This window comes from Colwellia sp. MB02u-9, assembly GCF_014077085.1.
Lineage (GTDB): Bacteria > Pseudomonadota > Gammaproteobacteria > Enterobacterales > Alteromonadaceae > Cognaticolwellia.
In genome coordinates this window covers 52,446-70,058 of record NZ_JACGVF010000068.1, presented here as the reverse complement: position 1 = coordinate 70,058, position 17,613 = coordinate 52,446, and the positions used below count along the sequence as shown (strand labels likewise).

Below are 17,613 nucleotides of genomic sequence, written 5' to 3'. Positions count from 1 at the left end.
ATGTAGCTCTAATCATCAAACAGAGGAGAGAGTATTATGTATTCCTACGTAGCAAGACAGCCTATTTTAGATAGGAATCAAAACATTTATGCGTACGAATTATTGTTTCGAGATGGTAAAGATAACTGCTTTCCCAATGTCAGCTCAGAGCTGGCTACGGCTAGCATACTAACGAATAACCACCTAACTCTAGGTTTGGAGCAAGTCACAGGTAATTTACCAGCCTTTATTAATTTTAATGAATCTCTGTTATTAAAGCATTTTCCTAGTTTTATTGAGCCATCTAAAATTGTCATAGAAATTCTAGAGGATGTCATCCCTAGCGAAGAAGTGTTTCAAGTATGTAAACAACTTAAGAACAAAGGATACAAACTGGCGTTAGATGATTATAACTTAGACCCTAAATGGTTTAAATTTTTCTCTTATATCGACATCATCAAGATAGATATACTAGATGTTCCTCATGCGGAAATCATTAATTTTGTACTACAAGTTAGAGAGTTAAATGTGCTTTTGTTAGCAGAAAAAGTTGAGACTGCCAAGCAATTCGAACAACTCAAAGCTTTAGGCTTCTCCTTATTCCAAGGCTACTTCTTTGCCAAGCCCCAAATTATTAAACAAAAGCGCATTTCCACGACTAAACAAGGTCTCCTTCAGCTGTTTAGCCATTCATCGAATTTATCCTTAGATTTTGATGCAATTAGTCATATCTTTAGTGCAGATCCGGGATTAACGTACAAATTGCTCCGCTTTATTAATAGTTCAGCCTGGAATAGACAGAAGGAGATCACCTCGTTAAAGCACGCATTGACATACATTGGAGAACTTGAACTTAAAAAGTTTATTGCTCTCATAACTTTAGCAGATTTAAATCAGGATAAACCGAGCGAAATAATAAAAACATCACTGATAAGAGCAAAATTTTGTGAAAAAATTTCACGCCTCAGACGAGAACCAGATAATCCCCCAAAGGCTTTCATGACCGGCATGCTTTCTCTGATTGATACCATTTTAGATCAGGACATATCTACTGTATTAGCTATTTTACCCATTGATACTGAAATAGAATCCGCATTAGTTAAAGGTGATAACTATTTGGCAAACTATCTCACATTAGCTAAATATCTAGAGCAAGTGCAATGGCAGGAAAGCAATGATTTAATAGCACAATTAAATATTGAGGCGAGCTTGTGTCTGAAAGCCCATCAAGAAGCAATTGCCTGGTCAGATTTAATGTTAGATAACTCGTAATGAAATCGAGTCACTCTTAAAAAGCTATTAAGTCTTTCTATTTGTGTCACCAATAGAAAGCAACTAAACCAACAGGGAAGATAACTCTGACATCAAAAGGTAATTATTTTCTGCGCAGCACCGCGCACAGGATCGCCGTCGTCAATTAATAGTAAGCCCTTAACAGGGAAAATTTATGAGTCGCTGACTACTATTATTGATTGGCACATGGCGGATGAAAGGAAAAGCATCAGAAGATCCACAAAGAAAAAGATAATTGAAACCTTTTAGTGGGCGAAATGTTATAGAAAAAGAACATTTTACTCAGGACTTTTTACTGCGCTTGCGGAAAATAGCTGTATGAATAACAACACTTCCGTTTCTCGTTACGTAGTTATTCTTTCTAAGTAATAAAAAATGCCAGCTTTTAGCTAGGAGAAGAAGTTTCGATGTTGCAACTAATAGCTTCTCCTTTGCGCACTTTGAAGTCATGCCAAAGCCATTATATGAACGGCCGTTTTGGTAGCTTAGTTTTCTGTCAGCCTGACAAAAACTTTCATCAAAAAAACATATTTTTCAATCTATAGGGAACGTTGGCTAAAATACTCATTTTCTCCCTAAACCTTTAAGCAGTTAACTTTATAACCTAATAGCGTCTTGTTCAACAGAGCCAAATAAGTAAACCCGGTTTGCCATGAAAAAATTCACCTAACGCAAGATAACGACAAAGTTTGTGAACATATCGGCCAAATCTAATTTGCATAAAAAGTGCTAACTTGTCGTGCTAATCAGGAGTTAAGCGTCGGTATACTTGCACATAATTAACCGCTTGGCTGGACGTTGTAGACCAGGTTTTAGTGAATAAGTTATATGCCATACCAATGCCGGTTACTAACTGTAATCGTCCGTTTGCAGCCATGTTATTTAATTCAATCGGTTTAACAAAGGCATGCCAGCTGTGGGTGCCAATGGGTAAATATCGCATAATATATTCAGCACCAACAATGGCGACCAAGTAAGATTTAATCGTGCGATTGAGCGTTGCCATGATGACACAGCCATTTACTTTACATAATTGACTACATTGCTTCAGTAAGTCTTGCTGATTGGGGATATGTTCAATGACTTCAGCATTAATCACCACATCGTAGCGATTTTTATCGTTTGTACTGGTGTGTTGAGCATGCTCGTGACGATACTCAATATCAAGTTGAGATGTTAAAGCATGACGCTTTGCGACTTCAACACTCATTTCACTGACATCGATGCCCACCACGGTAGCGCCTGCTTTTGCCAAAGGCTCACAAACTAAGCCACCACCACAGCCCACATCTAAAATATGTAAGCCTTGCAGAGGATTTGTTTTGTTGGGATCGCGATGATAAAACTTGCAAATTTGCGCTATAAAATAAGCTACTCGCACCCGATTAAATTCAAGTGCGGTTTTGTACTGGCCGTTTGGATCCCACCAACTTTCAGCTAACTTATCAAATTTGGCGATTTCTTTAGGACTATAATTACCGGTAGAAGTGCGTTCAGTGCTATCATTTTGGACGGGATTAAGCTTACTTTTGTCTAGCATGGTAATATTATCCTTTTAATCTAATGTTAATTAACACAAGGCATATTCATGGAAAATCAATTCAATGTATTAGGCACGCGTTTAGAGTTATGTTGTAGTAATACGGGCTTCACCCGAAAAGGGTTCTGTTATGTACCCGAAAATGATTTTGGTAACCATAGTGTCTGTGCGGTTATGACCGACGAATTCCTAGAATTTTCAAAGGCACAAGGTAATGATTTAATTACGCCTAATCATATGTATAACTTTGCCGGCTTAAAAGCGGGTGACAAATGGTGTTTGTGCGCTGTTCGCTGGTATCAAGCGATTGCAGACAAGGTTGCACCACCGATTATACTTGCGTCAACTAACCAAAAAGCGCTAAAAGTCGTCTCATTAGAGGTTTTAAAAGCTCATGAATATGCTGAGTAATCCTCTATACTTTTGCTAATATAAGTGTTTGGTACTTAGTACTTTAGTTATTTTCAGACCTAAACAAGGAAGTTTTCATCTATTTAAAATCCTATTTCAAGCCCTGTCTCTTAACTGGTAAATCCCCAATAAAAAATTCCAATGCTTTTTTCTGACCTTTCGATAGCTGCTATCAAACAGTTTACGCTATGTTAAGCCTGTAATCTTTGCTAGCTTATTCACTAATTTTCTCACTGCTTTGTCGATAATTTCAAGCTACTTGATGAAAAAATCCATGGTGGTAATCGACTTGATGTCGGTTAAAAAAAAACCAGGAAACTTAGCGTATCAGTAGCGAACTTAGCACAAGAAAAATGTGCTAAAAATATCATCGGCGACCAATATCATAAGCGAGCAATTAATTACATTCATCTGATTGCTATTAACTAGTCAAGATCCGATTTATAAAGCTTATAGGCAGTATTATTGATTGTATCTAGCATGCATAAGGCCCCAGGGTATTAGGCTAACGTAGCAGCATCGAGCATAGCCTTGTTTTTATAAAAAACTTTATCTTAAAATAAAAGCCTATTTAATCGGTGAGGTAAAGCCTACCGGTTTTAACGTTAATACTGAACATGACACTTCACTTAATATTGACTCAGCCGTGTTGCCAATAAAAAGTCCAGCAATACCGGTACGACATACCGTGCCCATGACGAGCAGATCAATGTTTTGCTCGGCGATGTATTTAGGGATTTCTTCTTGAGCAGTCCCCTCAATCAATTCTGTTATGGGCAAGTCGCCATCAACAAAGTGATTGTTGATAAAGTCATCAAAACGTTTTTGTCTATCCAATTGCTGCTTCATGATTAATTCAAGGCGATCAACTGCAGAGTTATGGCCCCAGCTTTTTAAATAATCTTCATCAGGCAATTGCCAAGCATGTATAACATGTAATTCTACTTTTTCTGACACCGCTAAATGGGCGGCCCATGTTAAAATGGAATTGTTAAGTTCGAGTCCTTCTTCGCTTGGCGCATAAACATCTATAGCCGCCACTATGCGCTTAATTGGCTCATCTGTTTTTGTACCAACCGCTAGTAGCGGACAAGGGCATTTTCTCATGAGGTGAATGGTGGTACTACCAAAAAACCTTCTACGACTTTGCTCACCCGTTCTGGCCGCTAATATCACCAGATCATAGTTTTCTTGCTGTACTTTTTTAATCACGGCGATAAAAGGTACGCCGATTGCATTTTGTGCGTCGACAGCAATAGCAGGGTGATAAAACTTTTCAATATTCTTTTTTAAAACTCGCTGTTGATCTTTTTGTAAATTGTCCATTAGCTCCTTCGAGGGCAATAGGGTAACCAATGCGAGCTGATCTTTAGGAAGTTCTTCTACCACACTAAAGAAGGTGATATGTGAGTGATGACTTTTTGCTAATTTCATTGCTTGTGAAACAACTGCAGCTTGAATTGAGTTTGCCGGGGTTACGAGTAATAACTTATTTAAAGAAACCATTGTTTTCTCCTATCATGATCAAATTCAGTAACACTTTGATTAAGTTTTCGTTATATCTTCGGTGCTTATGCTCTTTTTCAACTTGCTGAAATCTCCAGATTGAACTGGAGTCGGTATATATGCTCACGCTTAATATATGGGTGAGACCCAATTCTCAGGTTTTAAGGTGATGACTGAAGAATTAATCGCTTGAAGTACCGATTCAGAGGTATTGCCAATTAAAAATCCAGGAATACCAGAGCGGCCAATAGTGCCCATAACGACAACATCGATACCCTTGTCATTAACAAAAGCAGGAATAATAGTTTTTGGATCACCTTTGGCTAATATTTGCTCAAACTTGCACTGGGTATACTCGTTCACCAAGATATTAAGGCTCTCTTGGTATTCGCGTTCTTCATGCTTTAATAAGCTTTCAATTTTAGCGGGTGACACTCTGGTGAATGCGCCATGTTTGAGAGCTTCCTCACCATATAACGACCAGCATGACAAGATTGTTAATTTGGCATCTTTATACTGACTTAATGATGAGGCGATATCGATTATCATGCGATTTTGCGCGCGACCTTCTGCATGCTGTTCCATTGATAGGTCGACGGCAGCTAATACCTTTTTAACTGTATCCTGCTGCGCTTCTTTAATTAACCAAACTGGTTTGGGGCATTTACGCATGATATGAAAGTCATTGCTGTCAAAGCTCTTTTCACTTTTATTTGCCACTTTGATCAGTAAATCAGCTTTATTTAAAATAACGGCTTTAACGATTTCGATAAAGTTTTTACCTTTGGCGACACTGACTGAAATGTCTACACCAGTGCTTTGTAATTGCTGTGCTAAATCAGTTAATTGGTCGAGTCGCTGGGCGATAATAAATTCGGTTAGCTCTGCAGGACCGACAATATCGGCATAACTACTGAGGATAGTTTCATGCGGTTCAACTACGTCAAATAAAGTTATTTTTGCACCGGTTTTACTGGCCAGTTCAATGCCTCGCAATACGGCGATATCCAGTTCAGGCTTAGTTTGCTCATTAACTTTTATGATTATATGTTTAAAACGTTTCATAGGGTTATCTCCTGCTGTTGATTAGACAAATTGGCTTAAGTTAAAAAGGTATAAAGTAGAGCGGCTAGCATAACAATCATGACAGTGCCTGGCGTATCAAGCGTTAATTGTTTGCTTAAACGCCTTGATACGCTTAGTGACCATAGGTGTAGATGACCCAGCGTCATGTCGATATATAGAGCAATACTGGCATTTAAATTAGCAATTTTTTGCCAAGTTTTAGCGCTTAAACTTGCTAATGCTTGATAGACAATTAACAGATCGCCGGCCGGAGGTACGGGTAATTTAGCGCGTAGTTTTGTGCTAGCAAAAATGATCAACAAACCGGTAAACGCTGGCCAAACAGCAGACCAATTTAGCGTTGAAACGATTGTCTGAAACTGCCTGAATTCAAATGGTGGCGTGTAAAAATAGCTTAAACACATCAAGGTTGAAAGCGCGGTTGGCAAGATTAGTCGCCAATTGGGTTTAGCGCTCGATGCCTTTAATATCGCCTGCTCTCTCATCAGTTCGATAAACCTGCCCATCAGCAATGTGGTACCTATAGCTGACATAACCAGTAACGTGGAGAACAATGGCCAGCTTGAAGTCGCATCTTTAAGTGCTGCTTTGGCTAAGGCACCACTGCTTAGTGGCAAGCCGATTAATGATAACGCTGGCACTAATACCAGTAGCCACAAAAACGGAGTGAGCTTATGGCCGGGTTTTAATGCTGAACTGAGCCCAACACAAAAAAACAAGCTTGCCTTGGCAAAACCATGATGCATAGCAAAAAGTACTATAGCGGGCAACAATAATGCCCAGCTGTCAGGGGTCGCTAAAGCAAAACCAATACTGGCGACTATAATGCCGAGCTGACTAACCGTTGAGTAAGCTAATACGGTTTTAGCATTGTCTTGCAATGCGCCATAAATGGCAGCCAAGAAAGTGGCGCTAAAACCCAGCACCATCATAGGTTGGGCCAAGACATTGATGCTTGCATCACCTAAGGGCAGAAAACGTATCCAACCTAACAAACCTACTTTCACCATAACCGCACTGAGCAGGGCACTAGCGGGTATGGGGGCCACAGGGTGCGCTTTGGGCAGCCAGACATGTAAAGTGGCCAAACCGGCTTTAACGCCAAAACCGATAATCAATAATGTTGAAACCCAAACAACAGGTAACTCGTTTGTGCCAAATTCAGCGTAATAAGTTCTCCCCACTAAGCCAAGAAATAACACTATTTCTGAAAATATCACCCACCGGATATAAGTTGTTGCCGCTGACTTTGCTTCGTTACTTTCTGAATGCAGGATCAGCGGGTAAGCAGAGAAACTCATCAGTGCAAAAAAAGCAATAAAGGATGAAATTTCTTGCGATAACACCACGCCAAGGTTGCCTATCATGGTTAGGATAAAGAACAGGTAAAAACGGTTTTGTTTGTTATCGTTAGCCATATAAGTTTGGGCATAAAGCGCGGCAATAAACCAAATGGCTGAAGTTAATAATAAAAATGACTGCTCGACCCAATCTTCATTAACCACAAGTAGTGCTGCTAATAATGCGGGTAGAGGGGCAAGCGGGATCAAACGAATGACTTTAGCGCGTAAAGTTTTAAACGCCATCGCAAACAATAATAAAGTGGGTAAAATCAATACCCAAAGGTGACCCGTACTGTATTTAAGTGCTATGCCTGAAATATCCGGAAAAATGGCTTGGTATTCCCGCGAGGCAATTAACGCAGACCAAGTGAGTGGGCTATAAGCACTTGAGGCAAATAAGCCAACAGCTAAGGCGAAAAAAGCGGTAATCAAAGGTGGTAGCAGTAGCATCCAATGTGTTTCTAAACGCAACTTAGGTACTTCTTTGGGCCATGGCTGATCTTGCTCTTTGAACCAAATGGCATGAATGATAGGTAAAAAATAGCTGGCATTTAGTAGGCTACTAATCGCCAGTACGCCGAGCACCCAATAGGCCTGTGCCTCTAATGCACCCACACCTAAATACCATTTAGACACAAAGCCGGCGATAGGTGGCACACCAATCATGCCAAATGCAGCGATGGTGAACGCTGCCATCGTAAGGGGCATACGTTTACCTGCACCATTCATTTGGCTGATTTTATGAACACCCAGGGTTTCTGCAAGATTACCTGCACAGAAAAACAGCGTGATTTTCATTAAACCCTGATGCACTAAGTGCACTAGGCCACCAATCGTGGCTATTGGGCCTGCAATGGCAGTACCGAGCGCTATATAAGAGACCTGACTTACGGTTGAATAGGCTAAGCGTCTTTTAAGATCATCCTGACTCAAAGCTTTAACTGAGCCATAGATGATAGTGAAGCCAGCAATAACGGCCAGTAAAACGGTTAGCCCTAAATCACTGGCAAATTCGACACCATAAATATCATAAACAACGCGCACGATACCAAAGGCGCCGGCTTTGACAACGGCAACGGCATGCAACAAGGCACTTACTGGTGCCGGTGCGGCCATTGAAATAGGTAACCAAGCATGCAAAGGGAACAAAGCGGCTTTAACACCTAGCCCAGCAATGAGTAAGACAAAAATGATCTGTAAATGGCTGTTGTTTAATCCGGGCAACTCAGCCAACAAACCTGCTGAGGTAAAGTCGAGTGGTCCAGCTAGCACTTTTAGCCAGACCACACCGGTTAACAGCAATGCGCCACCTATCATGGTATAGACAAGATAGGTGCGCGCCGCTTTAATCGACGCCGCATTGCCTTTGTGGGCAATTAGTGGGTAGGTAACGAGTGTCAGTAATTCATAAAAAATTAAAAAGGTGACTAAATTGCCAGCAAGCGCTAAGCCTATTGTGGCACCAACACATAAGCTAAAAAAGGCAAAAAATCGGCTTCGATTAGCGCTGTTTTTAAAATAGCCAATGGCATAAATAGTGGTAAACAACCATAACAGGCCTGACAAGCTGACAAATAAGAGTGACAGGGCATCACCGTGAAGAACAAAGTCAATATTAGGTAACAGTGGTAGGCGCGTTTCAAAGTCTAAGCCATTGACAACACCTGACAACAACATGGCGATTAGGCTAAGTGTCATCAGTGCGCCGCCAATATTTAGACTTCGACGCTGCAAGACTCTATGCTCAGGTGTCGCCATAACGGCCAAACCAACTAAAAGAGGACAAAGGACAATGAACGCAGGTAACAGTGTGCTCATGTTCATATACCATTTACCTCAGTTACTGTATTACTGATATTAAGAATAAACTCTGCATTTAAACCTAAGGCTAAGGTGATCAGCGCAAGTATTAGGGCGACTGTTGTCATAACGCTTGATACGGGCACTGACACTGGCACTGACGATACTGGCGCTGTCGATTTTGCTGTGGGCGACTCAACAACAGCAGGGTCTGTAGAAAAGGCTAAACTCAATACTTTGAATAAATACATAGCCCCTAAGAGTCCGCCTGTAATTACGACGATCACCCACCACCACTGACCACTTTCGATAGCCGTGGTCAGTAGTAACCATTTGGCGATAAAGCCAGCACTCGGCGGTAAACCAATAAGGCTGATGCCCGCGATAGCAAAGACTAAAACATTAAGTGGCTCACGCTCTGCGATACCTTTTAGTTGAGCAATCTCGCCATTACCTTGTGCTAAGATCAAATTGCCCGCCGCTAGAAACATTGCCGCTTTTGCGCACGCATGTGCAACAATGAAATAGACTGCTGCCTGTGATGCAGAGCCAGTAAACGAGCTAACCCCCATTGAGTATTCACTTAACGGAAACAATAAAAATATGTAGCCAAGTTGGGCAACCGTAGAATAAGCAATAAGCAGCTTTAATTGTGTGGCACGAAATGCGCACCATGAGCCATAAATAATGCCTGCACCACCCAAAGCACCTAACACTTGAGAGGCACCCAAGGTGGTGGCTTCGCCTAATACGTCAAACCAAAACTTTATTAAGATATACAACGAAGCCTTAACTACTAGCGCAGAAAGTATCGCGCTAACCGGTGTTGGGGCATTTGCATGTGCGGGTGGTAACCAAAAGTGCAGTGGAAACAAAGCTATCTTGAGCAGAAGTCCAATGGTGATTAGGATCATCGCGACCTTATCAGGAAAACTATGGCTGGCTGTTTCAGCTATTTGCATTAAATCTAGCGTGCCATGACTACGATAGAGAATGGCAATGGCGAACAAGTAAAAAAGTGAACCTAATAGACCGACTAACAAATACCTTAATGCGGCTTGTAAGGCGGCGCGATTGCCTTGCAGGGCAACCAAGGCAGCGGCAGAGAGTCCGATAATCTCTAGACAGACATAAATGTTAAAAGCATCTGCTGACATAAACAAGGCATTAAGCCCTGATATTAAGAACCACCACAAGGGCCAAAAACGTAAGCTTTTTTCGCTAGCGTTATATTTATCTGAAAAATATGAGGCGCTATACAGAGTTATTAATAGTGTAAGTAAGCCCGTTAGTGCGAGCATCAAGATTGAAAAACCATCAACAATGAGATCTATGCCAAGAGGGGCTCCCCAACCACCAATGACATAACGCTCACTTTGATCAGTTTGTTCATCTAAAAACAGCAGCGTTGTTAACACAACGAGCAAAAATTGCGCTAGTGAAAAAGATATATTTATCAGGCCTTGTAGCCGATTTCGGCCGATAATAAAGGCTATTATTGCTGCCAATAACGGCAAAAACACTATGGCTGGCAAGAGCAGCGATGGGCTTAGGTAATTCATCACTTGCTTTGCTCTTGGCTACACTGATCAATGTGATGAATTCGCACCATTAGATTAAGGGCGAGTGCGGTGCCTGCTACGGCGATAACAATACCGGTCAATACCAGAGCATGAGGCAATGGGTCGACCACCAGTGGATTGCGTTTAGCTAAGGCAATCAAGAACATAAAGATACCTACGCCCATGACATTGAGCGCCAGTATTTTTCGCATCACATGGCTAGCCACCACAACACCAAAAAAGCCAATAGCAAAAAGTGCTAAACCAGCCATAGAATAAAGCAATGCAGAGGTCATTTTATAGTCCGGTGTTTATGGTCGGTAACTGATATATTTTCACTAGCAATAAAGCTGCTATAAAGTGAGGCTAATGCAAGGGTTATTGAGACCGTAGCGCAGGTTTCTATTAACAGTATCAGCAAGCCAGAAAATGCTAGGGGATAAGTGAGTAAGCTGCCTTCAAACCAAATAAGGGCTGTGCCGATAGACATAAATACCACTAAACTAAGCACTAACAAAACACGCGCCATAAAAGATGTGTAGTTAACCTGATAAGTATCACTTTGAAACATCAGCACGCTAGCACCTGCCAACAAAGCGCCAGCTTGGAATGCACCACCAGGCTGATGTGCACCTGCCCAAAGCAAATAGCCGGCAAAAATAACCACTGCGGGTGTAATCCAACGCTGTAGTGCCAATAGCACCAAATTTTTTTTACTTACTTCGATGCGTTTAAAAAATGGAGCATAGTGATCACGCGTGGGTAAAATAGCCAGCACAACCACCAGTAGCACGGCGATTTCAAGCAAGGTGTCGTAGGCGCGAAAATTGAGTAACACAGCGGTAATTGGGTTAGTAACACCACTAAGCTCGATATTCTGAGTAATTAAAGGGGCTAGGCCAGTGTTATGTCCCTTATCGCTAAGTACTATTTTTATCGTTACGGCTAATAAAAGCCCAACAACCAATACTGAGGCAATTAAGCTTAATGCACTTTTATTGATTGCGGGGCCGTCATATTCAATATCTAATTTGTTAAACATGCTCTCTAGTATCCTTTTGGCTTTTTTTAGCGTTAGTCACATTTGGCTCAATTGCTTTTGTACGGTGAGGCCTAATGCGATTCCATGCAGCCAGCAATAAAGCGCCGGTGATGCCTGCACCAATAGCGGCTTCGGCAATAGCGACGTCAAAGGCCCCAAGCTGTCCCCAAGCAATAGCGGCTAAAAGGCCTAAACAAACAAAAAATACGATACAGCGAAAAAGTGACAGAGAAAAAATACTCATCCAGCCAAGGGTGAGCATACTGAAGATTAACAAAGCATCAAAAATCATCACCAGGCTCATCATTTATTCTCAACTGAAGGGGGTGCTGGTGTTTTTAAGGATTGCTCGTTAATCACTTGAGAGGCAATTAAATAGCTGCAAGCGGCACTAGAGAATATAACCAAGCCCCAAACAAGCACTAACTTTAAGCCATCAGTAAGTGAAGACAGTTGTGGTAATAACCCAATTACCATCAATCCAAGACCTAAATTGTCAGCTTTGGTTAGTGCATGTAGGCGACTGAGGACATCGGGGAATCGTATTAAACCAACCGTGCCAGCAAAGAAAAAAAACAAGCCTGCTAAGCAAAATATCACACTAAAAATATCCGCTAAATTCATTGAGATTTACCTCTAAGTTGGGTGAAAGTTACAATCGTTATCGACGTTAACAACGCAAGTACCAAGGCAACATCAAGCAGATAAGGCTGATCTTGAATAACCGACAGAAGTGCCAATATAGCAACACCGATAGTGCCCACTAGCTGCGTTGTTAAAATACAATCTGCGTAACTTGGTGCGCGCAAGACAAACAGCAAACTTAACAGCAGTAAAATAGCTAACACTATGCTGGCAATTACTAATAGGGTTATCATCACTTTTCACCATCAATAAGCGCTTGAACGCTAGTGCCTAAAAGCTGTTTAATGCGTATTTGGCAATCGTCTATTTCGGCCTGATTGAAGGTGTTCATATCCAGCACATGAATGGTGAGCTCTTGAGCATTTTGTCTAGCGCTTACGGTACCGGGCAATAAACTTAGTACTTGCATAAAGGTAAACACTTGCGAGTCGCTGGCTAAATCTGTGTGATATTTTATAAAGCCAGGCGAAAGCTTTAGCTTAGGGCTAAGTGCCAGTTTAGCGATAGACCATCCGCCTCGCAAAGACTGAACATAGAAGTAATATAAAAATGATAGAATACTGAATGGTTTTTTTAGCCACTGATGTCGTTTTTTTTGTTGTGGCGCTAAATAGAGGCTAAGCACGCTAGCCATGGCAATAAAAACAATACCTAGGCCCAGAGAACTTTGCTGCCAACGGGTAAGTAAGCCCCAAAATAGGCTAAATAAAGCGAACCGAATAAAGAATCTCCAGCTCAATACTGAGCGAAAGCTGAACGCAGATGGTGAACTCGACAATTCATTATTTTGCTTGATAATTTTCATTTTCTTCCCTAAATATCTAAGTCAATATTCACTTTATAAAAAGTTACGTTCAAGTTTATAATAGGTTGATATAAAGTTAATGTGGCGTTTATTTCAGATACATTGATAAAAATGAAGTTTCGGTCACAGCAGAGAAAATAAAAAGTCGAATTAAACGACATATTAAGTCGGATTTATCGATAAAAATATTCCAACTGAAATTAATGCAGCAGTGAGGTGTTAAATAACAGCGATAAAATTAAGGCTCAGTTGTAAGTAATTATTGTCGCCTCAGATAAAATTAACTTGGCTATTCATATTTGGCCATCAGATTTTAAGAGACAGTGGTTAGTAAAAATAGCTATCAGCTATCAGCTTTCAGTTAAAAGTAACAACTGTGAGTTTGTTTTTTCTGTTAGGTTTTTGTGCATCAAGTTATGCGTTCGCTTGACCAATGTAGGTTGGACTTTAGTCCATCAGGTTAAATGAAATTTAACTGGTTTTGGTATAAATGGTGAGCGACAAAATAATAGCGCGCTACAGATTTTTTTGACCCCTAGTGTTAATCATCAAGCTACAGGATTGAAGGACTGAAGTCCGATTTACAATCTACAAAGAACTTTTTGTCCCCATTACATTAATCATCCGCTGAACGCTTGACCAATGTAGGTTGGACTTTAGTCCATCAGGTTAAATGGAATTTAACTGGTTTTGGAATAAATGGTGAGCGAAAAAAATAATAGCGCGCTGCAGATTTTTTTGACCCCTAGTGTTAATCATCAGGCTAATCCCTTGACGGACTGAAGTCCGACCTACAAAGGGCCAAAAAATGCCAATAAAAAAGAGTTTTTATTGAGATAAAATAAGTGGGGGGGATGGTGATTACAATTAAGCACATTATTGAACATTCCAATATTTGAACAATGTCACTTAATTAGTCTATATTTGCTCCAACTTGAAGTAGCACCGCTATTAGCAAAGCTTAATCACGGAAGATGCAGGTTCTTGCTGTTTTACAAATAGCTAAAACGGCAGGGTGGCTGACTTTACGCTCGGCCGAAATCGCATAAAATCTATGTTTTACATCATCAGTTTGGCCAATGATTTGCACACCAAAGTTCTGACAGACCTCATCGGCTATTGCAGTTGGCATAAAGAAAACACCAAGACCTCGTTGGCCGAATGACTTTAATAAAGCACTGTCATCAAACTGGCCAACAACATTAGGAAATATCTTCTGCTTATGTATCCACTGATCAAATAACTGCCTGATGCCAAATTGTGTTGTGGGTAATAGCATTGGCGCGTGGTGCAGAGATTTTGGAAAGTTTGGTGCTAAGCTTTCTTTCAATTCAGGAACGCCAAAAAACGTCAAGCCTGATTCGCCAAGGTAATGATTAAAAACACTGGTTCCCAAGGTATTGTTAGTTGGAGCATCACTGATAACCATGTCTAATTTGTGCATAGACAGGTCGGCCAATAGACCTAAAACAGGACCTTCTGTGCTGATTAAGTTAAGACCGCCAGGTATCAACAATGCCGGTTCAATAATTTTACAGACAATAGTTTTAGGTAGCGAACTGGCGACACCGACCATAAACTCAGTCTGGTTACATGAAGCAGCACTTCGCATTACACCACCGAGCTCATGGCCTAATTTGAAAATTTCATCAGCGTATTTCAGCGCGGTTCTACCCGGCTCTGTTAACACCAAGTTTCTGCCCTGTTTTTCAAACAAAGCGCAGCCCATGCGAGCCTCTAATAGCGAGAGTTGGCCACTAATGGTATGAGGTGTTATATGTAAGCGTTTACTTGCCTTAGCTATACTGCCTTCATGTGCTACAGCCCAGAAGTAACGCAAATGTTTATAGTTAATAAGCTCAGACAAAAGTAAAACACCTCAAGGCTTTTAATAGTGAAAATTGCAATATAACAGCGCGATGACAAAGATATTGTCAATTTAACAATAATTTATACTAAGGCTTTTATATTGCAACGTTTTAATTTTTATCACCGCCATATTTTCTTAACAAAATATGGCGGTTACCAAGACCTTAATAATATGTAAAACGAACTATTCTAAAATATATCTTAAATCGTTTGCGTTAATTTATCCTTTAAAAAGTCCTAGTATGACGCTAACGTTTTCTCAACATAAAGCATTATTTATGGCTTATGTTGACGATTCGATTCAGTACGCCTAAGGTTTTTTCTCCGCCATTATAGTGCTCAAAAAGACGGTGAAAATGCTAGCTAAAGCCATTTCATTGTAGCAATAATCACGAATCTACTGGTGCTAGGTCCTTTAAATAACGTTGACCATTTTCAACATAGTGCATAGCCGATTTAGTGAACATTTCTTGGGTTGACTCATCAAGCACTTTAATGACTTTAGCCGGCGAGCCTAAAACGAGATGTCCGTCAGGCACTTGCATGTTCTCAGTAACCAAGCTGTTAGCGCCAATTAAGCAATTTTTGCCAATGTTAGCACCATTGAGTACCACCGCATTCATGCCCACTAGGGTATTTTCTCCTATGGTGCAACCATGCAACATCACTTTGTGGCCCACAGTAACATTGCGCCCTACGGTCATTGGGAATTGAGCGTCAACATGTAAAATTGAACCGTCTTGAATATTGGTATTTTCACCAATGCTAATGCTGGCAACATCAGCACGAATAACCACGTTAAACCAAATGCTAGTATTTTCGCCTAGGGTAACGTCGCCTATTAGCGTGGCATTGGGGGCTATAAAATTACTCTTATTTAACTTGGGTACTAAATCAGCCAATCGATAAATCATCTGTTTTTCCTTTTTTGAAATTTATGCCTTTATATTAATCTATTCCCGTTAGAGAGCAAATTAGACTTTTAAGTGATAGTTATAATGCTTAAGTTATACTAAAAATAACCCATCTTGATGTATGAAGATTAAGCAATTAATGGTAAAACATTACAAGTAGTTAGTAATAATAATAATTTTAACGTCCAGTCGGATGAGATACTTAGCAAATAAGCTCAACACATAAGACTATGTGCTGAGCTTATTATGAGGTGTTCTATGTCTAAATAAAGGTGATATATGATTATTGGTATACCGAAAGAAACATTATCAGGTGAAAACCGAGTCGCTAGTGCGCCAACCGCGGTAGTGTCATTACTCAAGCTTGGTTTTGAGGTGAAAATACAAAAAGGTTGTGGTACTAAAGCAAGCTTTACGGATCAAGAATTTATTGATGCCGGTGCCAGTGTCGCGGTTAAGAAAGATGTTTGGCAGTCTGATATTATCTTTAAAGTAAACCCTCCTACACTTGACGAAATTGCTGCCATGAAGGAGGGGGCTTATCTCGTTGGTTTTATTGCTCCTGCACAAAATGAGGATATTTTAGCGGCGTTAAAAGATAAAGAAATTACCACCTTAGCCATGGAGATGGTGCCAAGAATGACCCGCAGTCAATCAATGGATGCGTTAAGTTCGATGGCCAACATTGCTGGTTATCGTGCCGTTATTGAAGCGACACATCAGTTTGGTCGTTTTTTAACCGGGCAAATAACCGCTGCGGGTAAAATGCCACCCGCTAAAGTCATGATTATTGGTGCCGGTGTTGCCGGTTTAGCTGCCATAGGGACAGCAAGCAGCTTAGGGGCGATTGTGCGAGCATTCGACACCCGACCCGAAGTTAAAGAACAAATAGAAAGCATGGGTGCTGAGTTTCTTGAGCTTGATTATGAAGAGCCGGAAGACACAGGCTCTGGTGATGGTTACGCAAAAGAGATGAGCAAAGCTTTTATTGATGCAGAAATGGCCTTGTTTGCTGAGCAAGCCAAAGATGTTGATATCATTATTACCACCGCTATGATCCCAGGCAAACCGGCGCCTAAGCTTATTACAACCGCAATGGTTGAATCGATGAAAACGGGCAGTATTATTGTTGATTTAGCGGCAGCGGGTGGCGGTAATTGTGAACTAACCCAAGCAGGTAAAGTCGTTAATGAAAAAGGTGTGAAAATAATTGGTTACACCGATCTTGTTTCTCGCTTACCGAATCAAGCATCACAGTTATATGCGAATAATTTAGTTAGCTTAGCAAAACTCTTGTGCAAAGAAAAAGATGGTACGCTTAATATTAATTTTGACGATGTCGTTATTCGCAATATGACCGTTGTTAAAGCAAATGAAATTACTTTTCCTCCACCGGCTATTAAGGTCAGTGCTGCGCCTGTTAAGCCTAAAACTGAAGCCGTTAAAGCGCCTGAAGTTAAAGTTAAAGAACCGGTGAGCCCGGTTAAAAAATATAGCCTGATGGCTGCTGGTGCTTTGCTTTTTGCTTGGGTTGCCAGTGTTGCTCCTGCAGATTTTCTTTCTCATTTTACCGTCTTTGTTTTGGCCTGTGTTATTGGTTACAACGTGGTGTGGAATGTTAGTCATTCGCTGCATACACCCCTGATGAGTGTAACCAATGCCATCTCTGGCATTATCATTGTTGGCGCAATTCTACAGGTGGGCAATAGTAATCCACTAATACAAGTGCTCGCCGGTGTCGCAATACTTATTGCCACTATCAACATTGTTGGTGGCTTTGTTGTCACTAAACGTATGTTAAAAATGTTTAGAAAATAA

At 40.7% G+C, this 17,613-nt stretch carries 16 protein-coding genes; 3 read left to right on the top strand and 13 right to left on the bottom strand.

Annotated features, from left to right (window positions below; all coding sequences use genetic code 11):
* The first annotated feature begins 36 nt into the window (after nucleotides 1–36).
* A complete protein-coding gene (locus H4J65_RS02555) occupies nucleotides 37–1,251 on the top strand; it encodes an EAL and HDOD domain-containing protein (RefSeq protein ID WP_182195082.1) in 1,215 nt (404 codons plus the stop codon).
* A gap of 763 nt (nucleotides 1,252–2,014) precedes the next feature.
* On the opposite strand, the gene ubiG is transcribed toward H4J65_RS02555, so the two are convergent.
* Nucleotides 2,015–2,812, bottom strand: coding sequence for a bifunctional 2-polyprenyl-6-hydroxyphenol methylase/3-demethylubiquinol 3-O-methyltransferase UbiG (gene ubiG, locus H4J65_RS02550; protein ID WP_182195079.1), 798 nt, complete (start codon nucleotides 2,810–2,812; stop codon nucleotides 2,015–2,017).
* Nucleotides 2,813–2,860: 48 nt separating this feature from the next.
* On the opposite strand from ubiG, the gene H4J65_RS02545 reads away from it, so the two are divergent.
* Complete coding sequence (locus H4J65_RS02545) at nucleotides 2,861–3,223, top strand: DUF2237 family protein (protein WP_182184777.1); 363 nt, start codon at nucleotides 2,861–2,863, stop codon at nucleotides 3,221–3,223.
* Nucleotides 3,224–3,790: 567 nt separating this feature from the next.
* Here H4J65_RS02545 and H4J65_RS02540 read toward each other — a convergent pair.
* From H4J65_RS02540 to H4J65_RS02485, 12 genes are all read right to left on the bottom strand, one after another.
* Nucleotides 3,791–4,729, bottom strand: coding sequence for a universal stress protein (locus H4J65_RS02540; protein ID WP_182195076.1), 939 nt, complete (start codon nucleotides 4,727–4,729; stop codon nucleotides 3,791–3,793).
* A gap of 129 nt (nucleotides 4,730–4,858) precedes the next feature.
* A complete protein-coding gene (locus H4J65_RS02535) occupies nucleotides 4,859–5,794 on the bottom strand; it encodes a universal stress protein (RefSeq protein ID WP_182195071.1) in 936 nt (311 codons plus the stop codon).
* A 35-nt stretch (nucleotides 5,795–5,829) separates the two neighbouring features.
* On the bottom strand, nucleotides 5,830–8,976 hold the full coding sequence (locus H4J65_RS02530; protein ID WP_259367480.1) for a complex I subunit 5 family protein: 3,147 nt from the start codon (nucleotides 8,974–8,976) through the stop codon (nucleotides 5,830–5,832).
* A 2-nt stretch (nucleotides 8,977–8,978) separates the two neighbouring features.
* On the bottom strand, nucleotides 8,979–10,520 hold the full coding sequence (locus H4J65_RS02525; RefSeq protein WP_182195064.1) for a complex I subunit 5 family protein: 1,542 nt from the start codon (nucleotides 10,518–10,520) through the stop codon (nucleotides 8,979–8,981).
* Entirely contained in the window at nucleotides 10,520–10,816 is a 297-nt protein-coding gene (locus H4J65_RS02520; RefSeq protein ID WP_182195060.1) for a cation:proton antiporter subunit C, read from the bottom strand. Before H4J65_RS02520 ends, H4J65_RS02525 begins: the two co-directional genes overlap by 1 nt.
* The gene (mbhE, locus tag H4J65_RS02515; protein ID WP_182195057.1) at nucleotides 10,813–11,562 is read right to left on the bottom strand and encodes an MnhB domain-containing protein; all 750 of its coding nucleotides are present in this window, start codon (nucleotides 11,560–11,562) and stop codon (nucleotides 10,813–10,815) included. Before mbhE ends, H4J65_RS02520 begins: the two co-directional genes overlap by 4 nt.
* The gene (locus H4J65_RS02510; RefSeq protein WP_259367488.1) at nucleotides 11,555–11,854 is read right to left on the bottom strand and encodes a hydrogenase subunit MbhD domain-containing protein; all 300 of its coding nucleotides are present in this window, start codon (nucleotides 11,852–11,854) and stop codon (nucleotides 11,555–11,557) included. The genes mbhE and H4J65_RS02510 overlap by 8 nt, the downstream gene beginning before the upstream one ends.
* Before the next feature lie 11 nt (nucleotides 11,855–11,865).
* A complete protein-coding gene (locus H4J65_RS02505) occupies nucleotides 11,866–12,186 on the bottom strand; it encodes a monovalent cation/H(+) antiporter subunit G (RefSeq protein ID WP_182195052.1) in 321 nt (106 codons plus the stop codon).
* Nucleotides 12,183–12,440, bottom strand: coding sequence for a monovalent cation/H+ antiporter complex subunit F (locus H4J65_RS02500; protein ID WP_182184786.1), 258 nt, complete (start codon nucleotides 12,438–12,440; stop codon nucleotides 12,183–12,185). Before H4J65_RS02500 ends, H4J65_RS02505 begins: the two co-directional genes overlap by 4 nt.
* Nucleotides 12,440–13,012 carry a Na+/H+ antiporter subunit E gene (locus H4J65_RS02495; protein ID WP_182195049.1) on the bottom strand — a complete coding sequence of 191 codons (573 nt, stop codon included), beginning with the start codon at nucleotides 13,010–13,012 and terminating at the stop codon, nucleotides 12,440–12,442. The genes H4J65_RS02500 and H4J65_RS02495 overlap by 1 nt, the downstream gene beginning before the upstream one ends.
* A 961-nt stretch (nucleotides 13,013–13,973) precedes the next feature.
* Complete coding sequence (gene nhaR / locus H4J65_RS02490) at nucleotides 13,974–14,879, bottom strand: transcriptional activator NhaR (RefSeq protein ID WP_182195045.1); 906 nt, start codon at nucleotides 14,877–14,879, stop codon at nucleotides 13,974–13,976.
* A 391-nt stretch (nucleotides 14,880–15,270) separates the two neighbouring features.
* Nucleotides 15,271–15,795 carry a gamma carbonic anhydrase family protein gene (locus H4J65_RS02485; RefSeq protein ID WP_182195041.1) on the bottom strand — a complete coding sequence of 175 codons (525 nt, stop codon included), beginning with the start codon at nucleotides 15,793–15,795 and terminating at the stop codon, nucleotides 15,271–15,273.
* Nucleotides 15,796–16,074: 279 nt separating this feature from the next.
* On the opposite strand from H4J65_RS02485, the gene H4J65_RS02480 reads away from it, so the two are divergent.
* The gene (locus H4J65_RS02480) at nucleotides 16,075–17,613 is read left to right on the top strand and encodes a Re/Si-specific NAD(P)(+) transhydrogenase subunit alpha (RefSeq protein ID WP_182195038.1); all 1,539 of its coding nucleotides are present in this window, start codon (nucleotides 16,075–16,077) and stop codon (nucleotides 17,611–17,613) included.

What these genes read in the sequence shown, in the direction of transcription:
- ubiG (WP_182195079.1), bottom strand. Translation starts at nt 2,812, where the DNA reads ATGCTAGACAAAAGTAAGCTTAATCCCGTCCAAAATGATAGCACTGAA.
- H4J65_RS02545 (WP_182184777.1), top strand. Translation starts at nt 2,861, where the DNA reads ATGGAAAATCAATTCAATGTATTAGGCACGCGTTTAGAGTTATGTTGT.
- H4J65_RS02480 (WP_182195038.1), top strand. Translation starts at nt 16,075, where the DNA reads ATGATTATTGGTATACCGAAAGAAACATTATCAGGTGAAAACCGAGTC.
- H4J65_RS02485 (WP_182195041.1), bottom strand. Translation starts at nt 15,795, where the DNA reads ATGATTTATCGATTGGCTGATTTAGTACCCAAGTTAAATAAGAGTAAT.
- mbhE (WP_182195057.1), bottom strand. Translation starts at nt 11,562, where the DNA reads ATGTTTAACAAATTAGATATTGAATATGACGGCCCCGCAATCAATAAA.
- H4J65_RS02505 (WP_182195052.1), bottom strand. Translation starts at nt 12,186, where the DNA reads ATGAATTTAGCGGATATTTTTAGTGTGATATTTTGCTTAGCAGGCTTG.
- H4J65_RS02535 (WP_182195071.1), bottom strand. Translation starts at nt 5,794, where the DNA reads ATGAAACGTTTTAAACATATAATCATAAAAGTTAATGAGCAAACTAAG.
- H4J65_RS02540 (WP_182195076.1), bottom strand. Translation starts at nt 4,729, where the DNA reads ATGGTTTCTTTAAATAAGTTATTACTCGTAACCCCGGCAAACTCAATT.
- H4J65_RS02500 (WP_182184786.1), bottom strand. Translation starts at nt 12,440, where the DNA reads ATGATAACCCTATTAGTAATTGCCAGCATAGTGTTAGCTATTTTACTG.
- H4J65_RS02555 (WP_182195082.1), top strand. Translation starts at nt 37, where the DNA reads ATGTATTCCTACGTAGCAAGACAGCCTATTTTAGATAGGAATCAAAAC.
- H4J65_RS02520 (WP_182195060.1), bottom strand. Translation starts at nt 10,816, where the DNA reads ATGACCTCTGCATTGCTTTATTCTATGGCTGGTTTAGCACTTTTTGCT.
- H4J65_RS02495 (WP_182195049.1), bottom strand. Translation starts at nt 13,012, where the DNA reads ATGAAAATTATCAAGCAAAATAATGAATTGTCGAGTTCACCATCTGCG.
- H4J65_RS02510 (WP_259367488.1), bottom strand. Translation starts at nt 11,854, where the DNA reads ATGATTTTTGATGCTTTGTTAATCTTCAGTATGCTCACCCTTGGCTGG.
- H4J65_RS02530 (WP_259367480.1), bottom strand. Translation starts at nt 8,976, where the DNA reads ATGAGCACACTGTTACCTGCGTTCATTGTCCTTTGTCCTCTTTTAGTT.
- H4J65_RS02525 (WP_182195064.1), bottom strand. Translation starts at nt 10,520, where the DNA reads ATGAATTACCTAAGCCCATCGCTGCTCTTGCCAGCCATAGTGTTTTTG.